The organism is Paraglaciecola sp. MB-3u-78 (assembly GCF_002835935.1).
Taxonomy (GTDB): domain Bacteria; phylum Pseudomonadota; class Gammaproteobacteria; order Enterobacterales; family Alteromonadaceae; genus Paraglaciecola.
This window is the reverse complement of record NZ_PJCF01000004.1, coordinates 667047-685339: the sequence shown is the minus strand read 5'-3', so window position 1 is coordinate 685339 and position 18293 is coordinate 667047. Positions and strand designations below refer to the sequence as shown.

Genomic DNA, 18293 nt, shown 5'->3' with positions numbered 1-18293 from the left:
GCAGCTGTCCTAACACAGGGGTATTTGATGAAAGACGTACTTGCCATATCAGTTCCATTAAAGATATGGGTCGTTTATCTAACTTATATGAGAAACCTCAAAAATGGAAAGTCTGGCTGAAATGTCACTGGTATTTTTATTTAACATGTAGAGTGAACAACACAGCAACCATTATTACCCCCAAAAGAGCCACGGTCATATTCTGTGCTTGCACAATATTACGCACTCTCTGATATAGACCTGATTTTGATGTTTCAGAAATACCCAAGGTTAACCCTTTCTTAAAGGCAAAGTAGTCCTTTAGATTAATACTACCTATAACTATGGCAATGGCTGCAATCAAAATTTGAACATTTCGGGAAATCCCGATAATGATAAAAAGATTCAACCATGCAGCCATAAAAGCAAAATATACAAGACCGCTGACCAGCACAAAAGTACCAGCTATGATGACCATACGTTTACGACTTTTAACATTGACCAGCATTGACAACAGAAACATCAAAACCCACATAGCACATGGATTAAAGCCATCTAACAAACCCGTCGCAACAGTAAAAAGTGGTAAACCATACTGTTGAGCAGTAATGTCTCCAAAAATTGGCATCCGCACCGAGTTTGAAGGGGACACATCATTACGGCGATCGGTTTTTTCTAATCCAGAATATATCAATATTTGCTGTGGTGTGAATACGTGGTCAAAGCCAACCCAAAAATGACCACACATATAAAAGGAAGGCACACCGGGTTTATCTATTTTATGGGCCTCGTTAAGACTAACAAAACGTGCCCAGTTTGCTGGAGTTTGCTGAATATCACGTTTGCTTACCCTAAGTTCAGGATGCAAGGAGGTCAGGTTATCAAGTGCTTGGTATGCTGTTTTGCAGTGGGGACAGCCTTGTCTTGAAAACACTTCAATACTGGTACAACTAAAATCTTGATGGGCGTCAGTATCTGTTTGTTGTGAGTAAATAAAAGAAGAAAATAAAACGTTTAGCCAAAGCCCACAAATCATTAACCCTTTCATAAAACAGCCCAATGTATCTTTGTCTTTTTCAAAACTAAATAAAATACAAAAATGAAATTTGATCAGCGTCAATACTTAACTTGGTAAGTATGTAATTTTAGTTGTAAAAACATGTGGGATCATTTCCATCATTTAATAAAATTCACATTTATGCAGAATGGAAGGCAATAGAGCGCATCTAGCATTATACGGACACAAACTTGAAAAATTACGCAACTATCGTTTGTCAAAAAAAATAATGGCCTAGAGGAAAAGTTTAAATGAAAACCCATATTCAAATCGCATGTCCAATCTGTTGGGCTATCAACAGACTTCAGTATCAACACATAGTACGCAAACCGATGTGTGGAAAATGTCACCAAATTCTTTTCATGGGGAAATCCATAGAATTATCTGGTGTTAATATCAGTCACTTTATGACACGTAATGACATTCCACTGATGATCCTTTTCTGGTCTGTTTTATCCAGTCCTAACACTAAAATGATATTGGCGTTTGATGACTGTGTTGGGACCTTAGAGCCACATATTAGGCTTGCTAGAATCAATATAGATAGCGAAAAGAATACCGCTATCGCACTTGGAATATCTGCGGCTCAAACCATAGGTATATTTTATCGAAATGAAGAACTCGCGCGAACAGATAAACAAATGAACCATGATGAAATGGTAAATTGGGCACTTAGCATCCCGTTGGACCTATAAATGATTAACCCAGATAAAATTCTTAATACTAAAATGCGCCATCTTTGATCTTAGTCAACAGTTAAAAATAAAGATGCTAGATAATCACTCAATAAGTCAGATATCGGTTCAATCATCATGCTTCTCCTTGCTCGAAATATTCCACTCGAATTAGAATCTTTGGTTAAACAAATTTTAACTTTGGCAACCGATTTACGATGGACATGGAGCCACGATGGAGACACGTTTTGGCAATACTTAGATACCAAAACATGGACGTTAACCCGTAACCCTTATGCTGTATTGCAAAAACTATCAGTAAAGCGCCTAACTGAATTGCATACTGATGAAGATTTTTCTAAACACCTGAACACCCTATTGGGTGCCCGTGAAGACTATCTGACTAAAGATTGTTGGGCAGAACAGCATTTCACTAAAAGTGAACAAGCTCAGATTGCCTATTTCAGTATGGAGTTTGGCTTATCTGAGGCATTGCCACTATATGCTGGTGGCCTAGGTATTTTAGCCGGAGATTATTTAAAAACCGCCAGTGATCTGGGGGTTCCCGCGATTGGTATCGGTTTATTATATGATGAAGGATATTTTCGCCAATACTTAGACAGTGAGGGTTGGCAGCATGAAATGTACCCACACAACGATTCACGAAACCTACCCTTACAGCCTGTTATAACGGTAGATGGTGCATGGTTAACCATTGAAATTACTCTTCCTGGGAGGATCTTATACCTGCAAGTATGGCAGGCACAAGTTGGGCGCACTACCTTGTATTTACTTGACAGTAATGACCCATTAAATAACCCAGTTGATCAAGCCATAACAGGACGACTGTATGCAGGCTCTGAGGAATTACGCTTGATACAGGAAATAGTTTTGGGCGTGGGTGGGTGGCAAGTTATCGAAGCCTTGAAACTGGATATCAAAATATGCCACTTAAATGAAGGCCATGCTGCGTTTGCAGCCCTAGAACGTGCTCGCTGTTTTATGAACAAAAACAATTTGAATTTTTGGCAGGCACTTTGGGCAACGCGCGCGGGCAACATATTCACGACCCATACGCCAGTAGCAGCTGCCTTTGATACGTTTCCTGCTGATTTATTGGAACATTATGGACAGCACTATGCCGATACTCTCGGGATCAACCCTGAACATTTGCTAAATATGGGTAAAATGATTGCTGATGATAATAATGAACGTTTTAATATGGCCTATCTAGCGGCTCGCACTTGCGCCAGAATTAACGGCGTGAGTGAATTACACGGTGTGGTAAGTAAAAAGATTTTTTCCGGACTTTACCCCGATTGGCCATTGGCTGAAATCCCCGTAAGTCATGTTACCAATGGCGTGCATATGCCTTCATGGGATTCAGCATTGGCCGACAAAGTATGGACTGATAGTTGTGGCAAAGACCGTTGGTTAGGCGCACAAGAGTGTCTGGATAGTAAAATTGAAAAACTGGACGACAATGAAATCTGGAGTTTACGGGGACAACAGCGTACAGATTTAATACATTATGTTCGCCGTCGTTTAAGCGATCAAAAAAGACGTTCACCTAATAGTGGTCAACCCATTGAACAGGCTCAAACAATACTCGATCCAAATATTCTGACCTTGGGTTTCGCCAGACGCTTTACTGAGTATAAACGCCCAAACTTGTTATTGTCTGATCAACAACGTTTAATCAATCTATTGTCCAATACCCAAATGCCACTACAAATCATCATAGCTGGCAAAGCACATCCTAAAGACAATACAGGCAAACATTTTATTAAAGAATGGTTTTCCTTTTTGCAACGTCCCGATGTAAGGCCACACATAGTATTTCTTGAAGATTATGATATTAGACTGGCACAACATATGGTTCAGGGTGTAGATCTTTGGTTAAACACCCCCCGCCGTCCATGGGAAGCATGTGGAACCAGTGGTATGAAAGTGTTAGTAAATGGGGGGCTTAACATTTCAGAATTGGATGGTTGGTGGGCAGAAGCCTATACGGCCGATGTGGGTTGGGCACTGGGTGACGGGGAACAACACCATGAAAGTGATTGGGATCAAATCGAAGCGCAACAATTATATACTTTATTAGAAGACCAAATTATACCTGCATTTTATCATCGAGATGTAGAAGGTATACCGATTGAGTGGATACAAATGATCCGTAATAGCATGTCTTCCCTGACCCCAAAATTCAGTAGCAACCGCATGTTACGCGAATACACCGAAAAGCTGTATCTCCCAGCCCTGGCTGACTACAAGATGCGCAATGAAAACGGAGTTGAATTAGCCCATAAATTAGAACAATGGCAAACTCAATTAGCCCACTATGGTGACAATATTCTTTGGGGTGATTTACGGGTAGAACAACATACGGATAGCAGAAGTTTTGTTGTATCTGTTTATTTGGGTGACGTGCCTGTTGATTATATTGAAGTTCAACTATTTGCAGATGCTAAAAATCCAACGCACTCCCCTTTCTGTCAAAAGATGAATTGTGAAACAGCGATACCCGGTTCACTTAATGGCTTTATATACCGAATTGAGTTGCAATCAAATCGTCAGGTTGAGGACTACACACCACGGGTCATTGCCGTTCATACAAGTGTTCAAGTGCCTTGTGAAAACCACTTTATAAAGTGGTGGTCCGGTTCACGAACAATAGTATGAGATGTACGAGCATATTAAAGTTTGAAACTGGGAATTAATGTTTGAAACTCGAACAACTAGTTTAAACCCGCTTTTGGTCGGGTTTGTGCTGTGAGTTCAACTGGTCATTGGGTACCTTTGATTGTTACTTCGGCTATACGCCCAAAGCAGACTAAATAACTTAACAGGTTGAATGGTAAACTTGGTGACAAATGGTACGTTTCAGCGAACCTGATAATCCTCTAGCCAGCCTCCTAGTTTAAGTTCCAGCTAAGCTGTAGGTTCCTAAACCAAACGAAAACAGGAGACTGTAATGTCATATTACTGCGGCATTGATTTACATTCAAACAACCACGTAGTGGTTGTCATTGATGAAGAGGATAACAAGCTAGTGGATAAGCGCATCGACAATGATTTAAATACAACCATTGCGTTACTATTGCCCTATAAAAAGGAGCTGAAGGCAGTGGCCGTTGAATCCACTTTTAACTGGTATTGGCTCGTCGATGGGCTGATAGAAAATGGTTTCAAGGTAGAGCTAGTGAACACCACAGCGGTGAAGCAATACGATGGATTAAAATACAGCGGTGACCATCAGGATGCTTTTCACTTGGCGCACCTAATGCGTTTAAACATTCTACCTACGGGCTATATTTACCCGCCAGAATATCGCCAAGTAAGAGATTTACTCAGGCGAAGACGGCAACTTGTCAGACATGCTTCTACTCACGCTCTCAGTATTCAAAACCAAATCTGGCGCTCGCTAGGTTATAAACAAACGTGTACTGCCATTCGTAGAAAAGGCTTTGTGCTTCCCTTCGAAAAAGACGGTTACCTTTACCATTCTGCCAATAGTAATCTGGTGTTGATGCGTACGTTGGATACACAAATTAAACTCGTCGAGCAACAAGTTTTGGAAGGTGTATCACTCAAAAATGAATATAAGTTACTCACATCAGTCACAGGTATTGGCCCGATTTTGGGTTTAACCATTATGCTCGAAACTGGCGATATTCAGCGTTTTGACTCGCCAGGGAATTACGCGTCTTATTGCCGCTGCGTGAATAGCATTCGTGAAAGTAACGGCAAGAAAAAAGGCACTGGTAATCGCAAGGCAGGAAACAAATATCTATCGTGGGCATTTTCAGAAGCCGCTCACTACATGGTGCGTTTCAACAACCAAGCAAAAGGTTTTTATGAGCGTAAAAGACAAAAACGTAATGGGATAGTCGCCATACGCGCAGTGGCACACAAACTCTCACGGGCAGTATTTCATATGTTAAAGAACAACGAGGCATTCGATATCGATAGAGTGTTTCACTAGTTTACTGGCATCATTCAGCCCGTTTGCGGGGTTGGATAACAAGCCATCACACTCTGAGTGGAGGATGATGCCGGTATTTATTTTTATTCGCCCACATGTTAAGCCACTTTGGGTCTGGAAAGTGCAAGCTTAGCCACTTACTCTGTGCGTAATATCGCATTGGATAATATGCGTAACGCCGTTAGGGGAACTGAGGTTTTTGTGGCGTACTTAGGTACGTGGGGGAAGGAAGAAGTATTTCTCGACCTAGATCCAGATGGGTGACTGTTGCGGATATTTATCCAGCACGACCAATAGAAAAACAAATATTGCGAATAATATAACCGGTACACCGAAGCAGAGTCACATAACTTTATGCTTGCCTGGGCGCTCCGATTACTGACGCTCTATTGACACCGGCTGGCTAATGGGTGACCCCGCAGGTTTACCTCAGAACCCCGCAGGTCCGTTTAAAGGTCGAGCAAGCGCCGGACGAGACATTTATTGAAAAGATGTCAAGAAGTTTTGATTTTCTAGGGTATCAATTTGGCAAAAATAAATTAACCGTGTCAAAACGAACGGTACACAATCACCTGCATCGATTAACGCAGCTTTATGAGCAAAAAAAGCATCTACCCAATTGGCAGATACTTTTTGATAATTGGTTTAGATCGTGAAGCTTTATTAAGCTTTCTTCTTCAATCGACGTGATGCCAAACCTGACAATCCTAGTGCAAAAAGTGCGAGCGACGCGGGTTCATGGACATCAATTACATCTGCCACCACAAGTACCTTATCGGCGTAGTCGGTGTGGAAATACGTTCCATTAACAAATACGGGGTTATTTGGAGATCCTGAATAAATCTTTGAGCCCTCCATTCTTATGATGTTAAGAACGTTGTTGGCCAACTCGAATCCGCCCCATTGGGGATTAGCATAGCCGTAAAACGTGGCCGATAGTGTTTCACCGGTAGCCACGTTGTAAACACTCACGTCATTTATCTCAAAATAACTTGTATTGTACAAGTCGGGGGTAGGAGATGAAGGTAATACCCACGAAAGTTCAAATGGTGATCCCAATATGGAAAAATGGAACGAAGTTATCAACCCCGCATGGGAGAACGACGCGTAACACAACATCGGAATAGCGATGCAAAAATAACGCAACATATGTATCAAACCTTTCATTATAATGCCTTAATTTAACTAGTTAATAAATCAACAAGAAGCAATAATCAGGCCAAATAAAAATATTTTATTATTACAAACATCTAAACATTCATTAAATTTTTTCTAGCTTTAGATGTAAAAAATACTGACATAAATCACCTCAAAAAAGCTTCTGTTAGCTGAGTATCCGCTATCAAGGCCTGACCGCAACTACGATGACGGCTGGCGAGGCCCGCCACTTCTTAATATGTTTCGTTTGCCTGACAACTACAAAACATCTATTGCGGCTTGTAAGAACTATCTACTAAATCAAAAAATATCCTTCATCCCCCGGAGGGTTTAATTAAATGGTATTTACAGCGCAGCAAACTAACTTTCATTTATAAGCTAAGCGTGAATTCAACGCCCAAGTTACTGTTATTTATCGCTTAACGGGTTAGCGAGCCTATCTTTAGAGTTACTGCCCATGACCGACTCACAAACCTACCCGAGCGCTTGATCTGGCGCCACTCAGGCCCATTTAAGTCGCTTTCGACCCTATGCTAACTTTGCGACATCGAGATAGCTTCCGCTCTCGGCAGTGACTAACTTCACTCGAACATTGTAAAAAAACCTGACACAATAATCACTAAGTAATTGACTGAAATCAACTCCGTATGATGATAAGTGTGACTGGCTACGCAGGTTACAGCGTTAAATAGGCAATGAATTATCAATTTCAAGGGAATATTCCAGAGTTAAATTATGTAAAAGAACCTGACAGTGCGTCGCTCAAAGCATACATACTTAAAATCAAGGGGGCACAGCACTTGAAAAGGCGTCGATTGATATTCCGCTAACGCGGTGTGACCTTGTTATATTACACCGCCTAGACGTATGTCCGCTGATCGCTCATTGGAGCCATTCGCTGAGCGTCGAAAATGTGCCAATACCCATCATTCGGAGTCACTTCAGTTAAACTGATTTTCGCGATAAATTGTCAGTCTAGTTCGCAGCCCAAAAGGACAGCTAACGACCTATAGCGGTCGTTAGATAATTCAAACTATCAGATTATATTGAGTGAAAAACAATCATCCGATTAATCATACATAACTGACGGCAAAGAGCGATCAACGGACTGTCAGCCTCAGGCACTGGAAGCATTGAAATTCCCGTAGCAACAGCAATGGTACTCAGTGGCCTGAATACAAAAAATGACAAAGTCGTTGAATTATTGCCCCCACAAAGTAGAGCACTACCTCAGATAAGTCTGTTTGAATAAAAGCCGTTCATCATCATAAACAAAACTGGTTTGCACAACAGCGGGAGGCGCTTGTCTTGAATTCTGAATTACGTGGAAACAGTTGATTAATAGACGAAAAATAGCCGACTTTCACTCCCTTAAGCATATAAAATAGATGTCAATATGGAAAGTACAAGGCATCATGTATTTTGATTTTAGAAAATGACATTTTATTTTACCTATATTCGGACAGATTCGTTGATTTGGTGAGTTAGCGTTCTATACTCCAGTTATTCTGCATTTTATGGCTGTGTGGCGATGGCTAGATTACCTCGATTAAATTTACCTGGAATTCCTCAGCACGTTGTTCAACGGGGGGGAATAATAGGCAAGTCAGCTTTTTTACAAATTAACAAGACCCATGATAACGAGCAACCGAACCAATGGGTCAGAGACGTTGAACTCTGTTAACGCACTGCTTCAACGAGTCTGACCCTGTCGATTGAGTCTGACAAGCTGTACAGCCTGGATTTTGCCACCTACGTCAACGAGCAGATGGCAGTCAGTATCAAGCAAGCCAACGGTCATGGTAGCGTGGTCTGGAATGACGATTAGCATACTAGGAAAGAAGATGCCGCCGGGGTGCAAACCATGGATCAAGGCCCGGGCATATGCAAGCAACTGATGAATTAAACGCGGTAAACAAAGATGTAATGTTATTGGCTGCATATAGCCTATTAAAACAAACAACAAATAAACGGGTGATCCCATGTTAATCCTACTGAAGAAGAATCTGCTGACGCCACTGCAATTGTGCCTGGCAATACTGTTGCTTACCCTTATGACTTCAGAAGCCCTTGCTGGCTGCGGGGGGTTTGGTGAGCGTGCCTGTTGCCTGAGTGAACGAGTACCTTCTTGTGATTCCGGTCTTCGGGAAACTGGAGCGGTATGGAGCTTTCAGTGTGGTGGCTTTCCGGATGGTACCTGTGGTTTTAGTACTCCGGATAATCTGGATCAATGCGGTGGTGACGGTCAGCGCGCCTGTTGTGTAGGTGAGACAGAAGGATTCACCCCTTGTGATACAGGCAATATCGAAGTGCTGGATGTGTACGGCGGTGCGTGCCCCAGCCCCTCGTGGTTCGTCGGCGCTTCCGCGGGAACCTGCTGGAAACCAACGTCCTGTGGCAATGAAGGTGAGCGAGCCTGCACCATCGGCGACGGTCTCATTGCTGGCAAGTCCTGTGCGGCGGGCCTTATTGAAATTGGCGGTGACCGCTATCAGGATCCACTGGAGTTTGGTCCTTCCAGTGGTTGGTGTACCAAGCCTAGCGCTTGCGGCGGTAATGGTCAGCGAGCCTGCTGTGACTTCATTGGTGAATATACGACAGATAGTCGTGCTTGCAATGCTGGCTTGACTAAAGTCCCGGGTGTGGCCGGAGATTCCTCCTGCGGGATCGGTAACCTGGTTGCTAACCCGGTTTCGGCAGGGCACAGCTGCGTCGACCTGGGCAAGCCATATTCTGATTATCCGGAACCCACCACTGGCTGGCTGGGTGAGACTGAGGTTGAAGCCTGTGATGCCATAAGTGGTAAGGGCTATGCCGACCTGCACGCCCATATGTTTGGCCACCTGGCTCATGGTGGCAAAGTGCTGGCCGGTAAGCCCTATGCCGTGGATGACCAAGGCATAGATTTGGGCTTCAATAAGGCACTCAGTAAAGAGGATGATTTCGACCTGCATGGTATCCATGGTTTAACAGGGGATGCTTTGGGTTTCGGTACCAGTGACCTTAAAGGTTCCCATAATTTTGAGCCCGTGGGAGGGCTTAACTATGGCTCACCTACTTTTAATACCTGGCCCACCTGGAGCAGTACTACCCATCAACAGATGTACTACAAATGGCTGGAGCGCGCGTGGCGGGGCGGGCTGCGCTTGATGGTGCAATTTGCTGTCACCAACGAGGCGTTGTGTCTGTCTACGGGGGCCGAAGACGATGGTGTTGATTGCGCCGATGAGATGGGCCCTGTCGATGCCCAAATTGACGCCACCATTGCCTTCCAAAAGTTTATTGATGATAAACACGGCGGTAAGGGCATGGGATGGTTCCGGATTGTGACAGACCCAAGCGACGCCCAGGCTATCATTGATGAGGGCAAACTGGCGGTGGTACTCGGTATCGAAGTGGCCAATTTGTTCGATTGCAAAAAAGATGGTTGCCCGGTTGGCGAGTTTGAATTTGCAGTACTTGATGAAGAAGGAATGGAAATACCGGTGCTTGATGAGGACGACCTCGAGCAATTGGATGACGATGGTCAGGTCATCATTGAGATGGATACCCGGCCGCAAACTCCCGAGGAGTATGTCCAGCAGCAAGTCGATAAGTATTACGATAAGGGCGTTCGCGTGATTTTCCCTATTCACAATTTCGACAACGCATTTGGTGCGCCAGCTACCTGGCAGGATGCGATTCATGCGGGTAATGCGGCTTCCGAGAATGCCTGGTGGACGGTGGAAGACTGCGGTGATCAGGGCTATGGACTGGAGCTTGGACCTTTCTTGCCCTGGGTGCTGGCTTTAATCTCATTTGATAATTTACCCGAAGGCCCTTCTCTCCCTCCCGCAGCTGCCCACTGTAACCATAATGGATTGACAAGCTTGGGTGCGAGTACCATCGAATATATGATGACCAAGGGCATCCTGGTGGATGTTGATCATATGTCCAACAAGGCACTCGATGCCACACTGGCTATTGCAGAAGAGCAGAGTCGGCCGGTGATCGCCAGCCACGTCCAGTTTTTTGACCTCAACCAGCCAGAAGTGCGCCACGAGCGGATGCGCACACGGGCCCACCTTGAGCGCATTGCCGAGCTGGGAGGCATGATCGGCGCAATGCTGAAAGATGATCAGCAGGAAGGCAATTACGGTGAAGGTCCAGTGCAGTATTCCAGCGCCAATGGCAATACCATTACCAACGATTGTACACATTCCTCTAAGACCTGGGCACAGATGTATCAGTATGGGGTGGATGTCATGAAAGGCCCGGTGGCTATGGGCAGTGACTTTAATGGCGTGGCTGGTCATGTGGGACCGCGCTTTGGTTACGATGCCTGTGCTCAAGACCATGTGCAACGAGCCAAGCAGGGGCTGGCCAATAACCGCCTCGCGTACCCCTTCGAGCTGGCAGGTTTTGATGAATTTGAAGCGCAAAAGACCGGTACCCGTACCTTCGACTTTAATAACGATGGTCTGGCTCATGTTGGCTTGTTGCCCGATATGGTCGCTGACCTCAGTGGGATTGGAATATCGAATGCTGAACTTGCACCGCTGTTTAACTCGGCAATGGGTTTTGTCAATGTCTGGAAACGTGGAGAGGGTCAGCATATTCCGTTGCCGTCCACCAATACGGCTGTAGGTTGCCAGGATATTATCGTCAGTGCCAATGCGTTCTGTGAATCAGACCGGGACGCCACCATTGCGGACGAAAATACTGTCGACTTTACGTTTCCACAAACGCCTGATGCCCCCTATGCACTGGGCACTACAGCCGTTATTTTAGGTGCCGGCGGTTCTGATAGTTGTGGTAATTTACTCTCTTCTTGTACTGGCACCGTGACGGTCGTTGATGATACGCCGCCTACCCTGTACTGTCCGGAAAATATCGTCGCTGAATGTAAGCCAGTGACACAGCCCGCCCCGGTTAAACCTGATGAATGGCCTGAGGAATTGCCATGGCCTTATGCCGCGGGCGACTTGAGAGGTACCTCTGTACCCTTCGAGCCTCGAGAAATAGTCCAGGATAACTGTGCGGGCGCTGAATTTGCTGGCTGTAGTGTGGCCCCCGGGCACCCCTTTGGCTTTGGTGCGACCCCGGTCAGCTGTAGCGGCTTTGACGCCGCAAGGAACGAGGGCACCTGTGGGTTTGCGGTCACCATTGAGGATACTACGCCACCGGAGATCACTTGCCCGGCGAATATTGTGGCTGAATGTACTGGCAACCGAAGTGCTACTGTGACACCAGCCATGGCCACGGGTACGGATATTTGTGCCGCCGTGAATCTCTCGACCCACGACATGGCCAGCTTTCCCATGGGCTTAACATCGTTGGAGTATGTAGCGACGGATGAAGTGGAATTGACGGCCAGTTGCAGCAGCAATGTTGTTATTGAAGACACTACCCCGCCGGTGATTGAATCCGTCACCGTATCAATGCCCAATCTGTGGCCACCTAATCACAAGATGAATAAGGTTGCCGTAGCGGTGATAACTAGCGATCGCTGTGACAATTCTATGCCCGTGTGCAGGATCAATAAAATATCGAGCAGCGAGGATTTGAATGACACCGGTGACGGTAATACCGCCGAGGACTACGGATGGGATTTAACCGAGGTTGGAGCGACCTTGAACATCGAGTTACGTTCTGAACGCGATGGATCTAGAGACGGTCGCACTTACACCGTAGAGGTTATTTGCGCTGATGAGACCGGTAATACCACGGTTGCTGAAACTACGGTGACGGTAGCTAAGCATTAGTTAACAGGACATATATGGTGATTCACAGGCTGTCTCAGAACCCTCAACCATCGCTTTGTTTGGATTAGGGCTTGCTGGTTTAGGTTTTGCACTTAGAAGACGTCAATCTTAATACCCTGCATTCCTGCGGCAGCCCAACTGCCGACGGCTAACTGATAGTCACAGAGAAAAAGCCATCTCACAGAGGTGGCTTTTTCGTTTTAAAGCCAAAGAAGTGTGAGCCAGTCGATCCCTTAGCCCATGGATAGCTGCTCATAGTCGTCACTTTATTTTTGTTGATAACTGGGTTGAAGAGCTTAAACAGTTAGCACACTGCGAGTGCGCGGTAAGGTCTGCTCCTGGCACTGCAATGTCATTAACTTAAGGATTTAACACATACGTTTATAATTCATTGGGTACTTATTTGTCTTGTTTCTACGGTCTTGTCGAAAAAACTTACGGTTGGGTCGAATGACACTTAAATTCTTTGATATTTTGCTTATTAACAGTTCGTATAATTCAAGCCCAGCTAGCTTCATTGTGAACTGTACAACATTATCTTTGAGCTGATTTACTGCAAAGGTGAAATTGATTTTATATTCATAGAGCCTATTGTTTTTAGCTTTCTTTATTTTTTGTTTTGCATCATGTATTGCACAAGCGGCAAGGTTTTTAGTTAATAGCTTAGCGTGTAAGTCTTGTAAAACACCTTCAACAGAAACACTAGAATATTTTCAATATTAAGGCGACTTTTCAATACTTTGTAATCTTCTTCAACTCCCCAGCGTTGGTGATATAAATCAGCAAAAAGAGCAGTAGGATAAGCTTGTAGATCTGTTAATGACGAAACTAAAATCTCCGATTCACCTGATGGCAGATCAACTCGCACTAATCGTAAACGTAGTGATTCTGTCGATATTTTATCTTTTCTACATCGGCGAAGAGACTTCTCAGTACAAGGAAAGTCAACGACATCACTATATTTTCCACTTTCTAAGAAGGCTTTAACCACATTAGAGCTTTGAACAATGCGCATGCAGAAATCAACATTCTTTAGCCTATGGTACTTATAAAACCAAACGGCTGGATAACCTCTGTCGTAAACGACTAAATAGCCTGCTTGGGTTTTATTTAAATGCTTTAGTGCCATTTCACGCTCTCCTGTTGAATGGCTCTCGACCTGTAAATCTACCGTAATATTATTCTTAACATCATAAAGTTGAGAAAGACGAACGGCAGGCATAGCAGCATGTGAGCGAGCTTTACCAAAATGCTTAAGTAGTTCGTTAGAGGTTGGTAATTGTGTGACTGCCCCATCAACGGCTAACAGTCTGTGTCCTTGCCATTTATCGATGGTTGCAGCTTCATAGAATGCTTGAACTAAATCATCGTTTAACTCGATAAATGCCTGATGAGATAGTTTCATTCTTGCTTTACAAAAAGCAGCGGTGCTAACTGATTTTGTTGACAAGTAGCTATCATCGATAACATTGAAAAACCGAACAAGTTCAGCCTGAATTGAACTATTGAGAGCATTCAACATAAAACTCATTAAACGTGGAAAAGTAAGGGTGCGATTTCGTGTGAAATCGGTAGGTTTTTTACGATGCTTTTCTAAAAACTCAGTTGAATGAATTTTAGTGGTTAAATTTTGTACTATTTGAATTAAATACTGAACAGCTCATTGGTAATTTCTCTAAATTTTTAATTCATCGACAGATTATCAACTAGGTAACTTGTTGTAAATACGCAAAATAAGCTTAAGTTAATGACATTGGATCGCTCATTGCCGTCAGTCACATTTGATTAATCGTATGATTGTTATTCGCTCAATATAGTCTGATAGTTCGAATTCTTTTACGACCGCTTTAGGTCGATTTAAGCCTTTTCTAGACTAGAACCTTATGTCGGCTTTTGGCACAAAGTTCTCCTTCAGGTTTAACGCTCGACTGTCCGGTTTTAGGCTCTAAGCCGCCCTACAGTTAATTTCATCGATAATTGGCAAACAACCTTTTGCATCTCGCTTGGGGAATGATTTGAAACGTCCGGTAGTGGCACAAAATGCTTATTTGGTATTTATAAATAGACTAGGCGAAATTGGTATAGAACCGCCAGTAGATGTTGAGGTCTATATTGATACGTTGCAGCTTAAAATTATCAACTCTATTAAAAAAGAACAAACATTATTATGAATTATCAAAAGTCAGCGCTACTCAATTAGGTTTCGTTGAATCAGAATTATCTAATAGTGCTATTTTTCCCCGTGAAGTAGGCGAAATTATTGATTTGCCGAAGCAAGACGGCATTAACGCCACAATAATCGCCTTTTGAAGACCAAAAACATAGAGCAAACAACCCGAAATTATTTTACTTTTATTTTTATTTTTATTTTTACATCAAATGACACCTATGCTAATATAAAGCATCACTTGATGCTTTATAGGCAAGTCACCATGAATACAGCCATAGCAACAAAACTAACGAAGAATCCTGATGGAGTAGGAATAAGCGCCTGCGCCAACATAATGAAGCTATGGGGCTTTAACCAAGCGGAAATGGCGATTACATTGGGCACTCCAAAACCCACGCTTCAGCGCTACCTTGCCTCACCTGAAAAGACTAAACTAAACCGAGATGCGCTCGATAGAGTGTCATACGTGCTCAACATTCACGCAGGGCTTCGCATGTTTTTCTCTAACCCAGAAAATATTTACGGCTACATCAACATGAAGAACTCAAATCCTCTCTTCAATAGCAATCCCCCTAAGTCTATGATCCTCGAAGGGAGCATGGAAAACTTAATTGCTGTTACAAAACATATCTACGCGTTAAGAGGTCAATGGTGAATACAGAAGTACTCAGTAACACCAAAGGGAAACGCATAATAGGAACCCAGTTTCCGCCAATTGCTATTTACGAAGATGCGGCAGACTTCGAAGACTTTGAGATCCTATACCAATTACAAAGTAGAGTGAATCCTCGACTAAAAGCAGAAACAGGTAATTACGCCCTGCTAAATAAATCTGAAATACCGTTCAATATTCAAGGGTGTTCATACGCAGTCGCGCCCTTTGTTCACTTGTCACCAAGCCAGCCAAGCCGATTCTCAGACAATACGGCATTTGGCGTTTTGTACGTGGCAAACACCATAGAAACCGCCATACTCGAAGTAACCTACCATTACGCAAAAACACTAGCAGAAACTCCTGATTTAAAAACAGAGCGCTTTATTGCTCAAGAGCTTTTAGTGACATTTAGCGCTAAGCTTGCCGATATACGCAACAACAAAAATGCACACCAATCAAACGATTACGACACCAGTCAGACACTAGCATTAAAACTCAGAGCCGACAAAAAGGACGGGCTAGTCTATAACTCTGTTAGGAATCCACATAATGATTGCTATGCACTCTTTAGCCCTAAGCTTGTTAAAGTAATCACCACAGGCAGTAAGTTTGAATTTTTATACGACAACAACCAGCTAACAGAAGTGAACAAGCTAACCCCTTTCAGCCTCTATACAAACTAAAACCACAAATAATTCACGAGTACAGTCTCTCGTGGACGTATAGCAACTTGAGCAAAGCCTTTTATGTCGGGGCAAGACACCATTAAGCCAAACATTAACTACTACTAGCCTATATGATAGAGACTTTTCATTGCCTTTTACCCGATAGCCGTTTCCTATATGAAGCTAATTAGATGTTTTGATGCTATTCGATTTTGCATTAGATAGAGTATGGCGAGTTCGGTTTGATTTGAATAAGTTGACTGACAGCAATGAGCGAGTTGCAGTCATTGAGGATGTCCAGTTCTTCATCGAACTTTCGCTGTAAAGCGGACATTAACTCCTTGAATAATAGGCGCGCAACGCGCGTCCTTTTTGATCTGATTATTATGTTTTGCTATTCGCGGACAACATTATTGACTCAATTTGAAGGGACGAGTTTATTGTTATAAAGGCGGGTCGCGGTCAGAAGATCACTGTTGTACTCCTCGATCGAGTGGATTTTACCGTCCTTCATCTTGAAAATAAAAACGTAGGCATTGTCGTACTCTCCGTTAATTCCCTCCGCGTCGCCGGTCCTGATTAGAGCAACTCCATGGTTATCTGCAATTGTACCGACAGTCTCAAAGACAATGCCTTTAGGAGCAAGACTGCCCACAGTCGGAAGCCAGACGGTAAAGAAGGTATCCCGGTTGTAGTTAACGTCAGAGATAGGAAGCTGACTCATGTACATGAAGCTAAAATCCGGGTGAAGCAGATCCTGAGCAGTGTACGGATCAGCTGAGTTGACTTTATCGAACAAGTCCTCCGCCATTGCGATATTCCTGGACCTTTGCGGGTCCTGGAGCGTCGAGCAAGAGGCGAGAACGAGCAGCATAAGGCAAGTAATGGTGCGAAAGACTCGGGGCATACCAATTAGCGCGCTTGCGTTTGTTGTGGGTTGTTTTTTAACAGAAATCATATGTATATTTTTACTCTTAGTCCAGTTGGAAGAAACATAACGCTTACCATAATGGGCGCGAAGCAGCTTGCTGCGAAGCGTCCCAGTGAGCGAAGCGAACGAATTCATGGTTTTGTTAGGCACTCGTCCCATTTATCTACTCTTAAATAGTTCGGAAATATTGCAACTCGTAAACGGCTCATCTTTTGACCACATTTCACCGGCAGTAAATACTAACCATGTTTCGGCCAGCTTTCCATTTTTGAATCGATAGGTTTGTAATACCCTTCCAGTTATTTTGTCTCCATTGGGTCCGTCTGCACGCATGGACCATCTTGTCCATATTAAGTTTCCGTCTACGCCAATATCATTTGGCAAGAATAATTCGATATTACGTTTCCGTAACGCCAAAATCTCAAGCACATATTCTGAAGGAGTTACGCTACGAGTTCCTTGATTCTCATGTCGAGTGTAAGAGGGCGCTACTAACTGAGACACTAAATCGACTCGACCTTTACACCAAACCTCCTCATTCCAAAGTATCAGAGTCTCAATATTCTTAGACTCAATATTCTCATTAGCAATAGCAGAAGAGCAGCACAGGATAATCAACACATGTACGAAAAAAAGAGAGCCTATTTTGTTATTGTTCACACTACATCCTTTAAAATTCTATTTGAGTAGACCGGGGGCGCCTAACACTTATTAAAAAGCATTTCGTATATGTAATTGCTCGTTTTACTTTTAATCGCTACCATTCTCATTACTTACCAATTGATTTAATTACATATTCTTTACTTTTGTAGTTACAAAAACATGAAAACCTAAAAAAGCAAGATGAGCCTGACTTTAACGCGACTTTTATGATTCCTATTAAATACTATGGGTATAATATTTTCAATAATTAAATGAATGACTTAGCGTTTTGAGAAAAACAAAGTGAGACCAGATAAAATTATATAATAGGAAGCGAAATAGACATTATTCAATAAATTTCATTAGACCTGATTTTGTATACAGTCAATTTAAGTAGAAACTATTTAGCGAGCCAGTTAATTCAGAGTCCGCTTTATTGAAACTTATTGCGATTACAAAACCAATGGCGAATGACGGCAATTGGCACTTAGTTCCCAGTCAGTGAATATCGGCCAATGACTATAATGGATCTACGGCACGCCTTAGCCACTAAATAACTACTCAAGCTTTTGATTTAAGTCACCGTTTATATTATAAGGTAACCTAACTTGCAAGTTCACACTAATCAACTGT

15 protein-coding genes are annotated in these 18293 nt (G+C 43.2%); 9 read left to right on the top strand and 6 right to left on the bottom strand.

Features of this window, described 5'->3' with window-relative positions; translation table 11 throughout:
- Window positions 1-136: 136 nt before the first annotated feature.
- Window positions 137-1027, bottom strand: coding sequence for a glutaredoxin family protein (locus CXF95_RS09835; RefSeq protein WP_157828124.1), 891 nt, complete (start codon window positions 1025-1027; stop codon window positions 137-139).
- A 260-nt stretch (window positions 1028-1287) separates the two neighbouring features.
- Here CXF95_RS09835 and CXF95_RS09830 point away from each other — a divergent pair, with 260 nt between their 5' ends.
- The 4 genes from CXF95_RS09830 (at window position 1288) to CXF95_RS29575 (ending at window position 5959) form a co-directional block, all read left to right on the top strand.
- On the top strand, window positions 1288-1731 hold the full coding sequence (locus CXF95_RS09830; protein WP_101198486.1) for a hypothetical protein: 444 nt from the start codon (window positions 1288-1290) through the stop codon (window positions 1729-1731).
- Between the two features lie 117 nt (window positions 1732-1848).
- Window positions 1849-4392, top strand: coding sequence for an alpha-glucan family phosphorylase (gene glgP, locus CXF95_RS09825; protein ID WP_101198485.1), 2544 nt, complete (start codon window positions 1849-1851; stop codon window positions 4390-4392).
- 292 nt (window positions 4393-4684) lie between these two features.
- Entirely contained in the window at window positions 4685-5695 is a 1011-nt protein-coding gene (locus CXF95_RS09820; protein WP_101198484.1) for an IS110 family transposase, read from the top strand.
- 108 nt (window positions 5696-5803) lie between these two features.
- A complete protein-coding gene (locus CXF95_RS29575) occupies window positions 5804-5959 on the top strand; it encodes a hypothetical protein (RefSeq protein WP_157828123.1) in 156 nt (51 codons plus the stop codon).
- A 399-nt stretch (window positions 5960-6358) separates the two neighbouring features.
- Here CXF95_RS29575 and CXF95_RS09810 read toward each other — a convergent pair whose 3' ends face one another.
- Window positions 6359-6754, bottom strand: coding sequence for a PEP-CTERM sorting domain-containing protein (locus tag CXF95_RS09810; RefSeq protein WP_232787747.1), 396 nt, complete (start codon window positions 6752-6754; stop codon window positions 6359-6361).
- A gap of 1792 nt (window positions 6755-8546) precedes the next feature.
- On the bottom strand, window positions 8547-8837 hold the full coding sequence (locus tag CXF95_RS09800) for a hypothetical protein (protein ID WP_101198481.1): 291 nt from the start codon (window positions 8835-8837) through the stop codon (window positions 8547-8549).
- On the opposite strand from CXF95_RS09800, the gene CXF95_RS09795 reads away from it, so the two are divergent.
- Both CXF95_RS09795 and CXF95_RS31405 read left to right on the top strand, forming a co-directional pair.
- Window positions 8836-12597, top strand: a complete 3762-nt coding sequence (locus tag CXF95_RS09795) for a membrane dipeptidase (protein ID WP_101198480.1) — start codon at window positions 8836-8838, stop codon at window positions 12595-12597. The two genes, CXF95_RS09800 and CXF95_RS09795, sit on opposite strands and share 2 nt — an antisense overlap.
- A 10-nt stretch (window positions 12598-12607) precedes the next feature.
- Complete coding sequence (locus CXF95_RS31405; RefSeq protein ID WP_101198766.1) at window positions 12608-12709, top strand: PEP-CTERM sorting domain-containing protein; 102 nt, start codon at window positions 12608-12610, stop codon at window positions 12707-12709.
- Window positions 12710-13252: 543 nt separating this feature from the next.
- Here CXF95_RS31405 and CXF95_RS09785 read toward each other — a convergent pair.
- Window positions 13253-14212 (bottom strand): IS4 family transposase, encoded by a 960-nt coding sequence (locus CXF95_RS09785; RefSeq protein WP_232787778.1) that lies wholly within the window; start codon window positions 14210-14212, stop codon window positions 13253-13255.
- A 400-nt stretch (window positions 14213-14612) separates the two neighbouring features.
- On the opposite strand from CXF95_RS09785, the gene CXF95_RS29570 reads away from it, so the two are divergent.
- The 3 genes from CXF95_RS29570 (at window position 14613) to CXF95_RS09770 (ending at window position 16105) form a co-directional block, all read left to right on the top strand.
- Entirely contained in the window at window positions 14613-14768 is a 156-nt protein-coding gene (locus CXF95_RS29570; protein WP_157828122.1) for a hypothetical protein, read from the top strand.
- 261 nt (window positions 14769-15029) lie between these two features.
- Complete coding sequence (locus tag CXF95_RS09775; protein ID WP_101198477.1) at window positions 15030-15422, top strand: antitoxin Xre-like helix-turn-helix domain-containing protein; 393 nt, start codon at window positions 15030-15032, stop codon at window positions 15420-15422.
- Window positions 15416-16105: an RES family NAD+ phosphorylase gene (locus tag CXF95_RS09770; RefSeq protein ID WP_101198476.1), complete on the top strand. Its 690-nt coding sequence runs from the start codon at window positions 15416-15418 to the stop codon at window positions 16103-16105. The genes CXF95_RS09775 and CXF95_RS09770 overlap by 7 nt, the downstream gene beginning before the upstream one ends.
- 400 nt (window positions 16106-16505) lie before the next feature.
- Here the strand turns inward: CXF95_RS09770 and CXF95_RS09765 are convergent, their stop codons facing one another.
- Together CXF95_RS09765 and CXF95_RS09760 are read right to left on the bottom strand one after the other, a co-directional pair.
- Window positions 16506-17177, bottom strand: coding sequence for a nuclear transport factor 2 family protein (locus CXF95_RS09765; RefSeq protein WP_101198475.1), 672 nt, complete (start codon window positions 17175-17177; stop codon window positions 16506-16508).
- Entirely contained in the window at window positions 17178-17639 is a 462-nt protein-coding gene (locus tag CXF95_RS09760) for an ester cyclase (protein ID WP_255418911.1), read from the bottom strand.
- Window positions 17640-18293 lie beyond the last annotated feature (654 nt).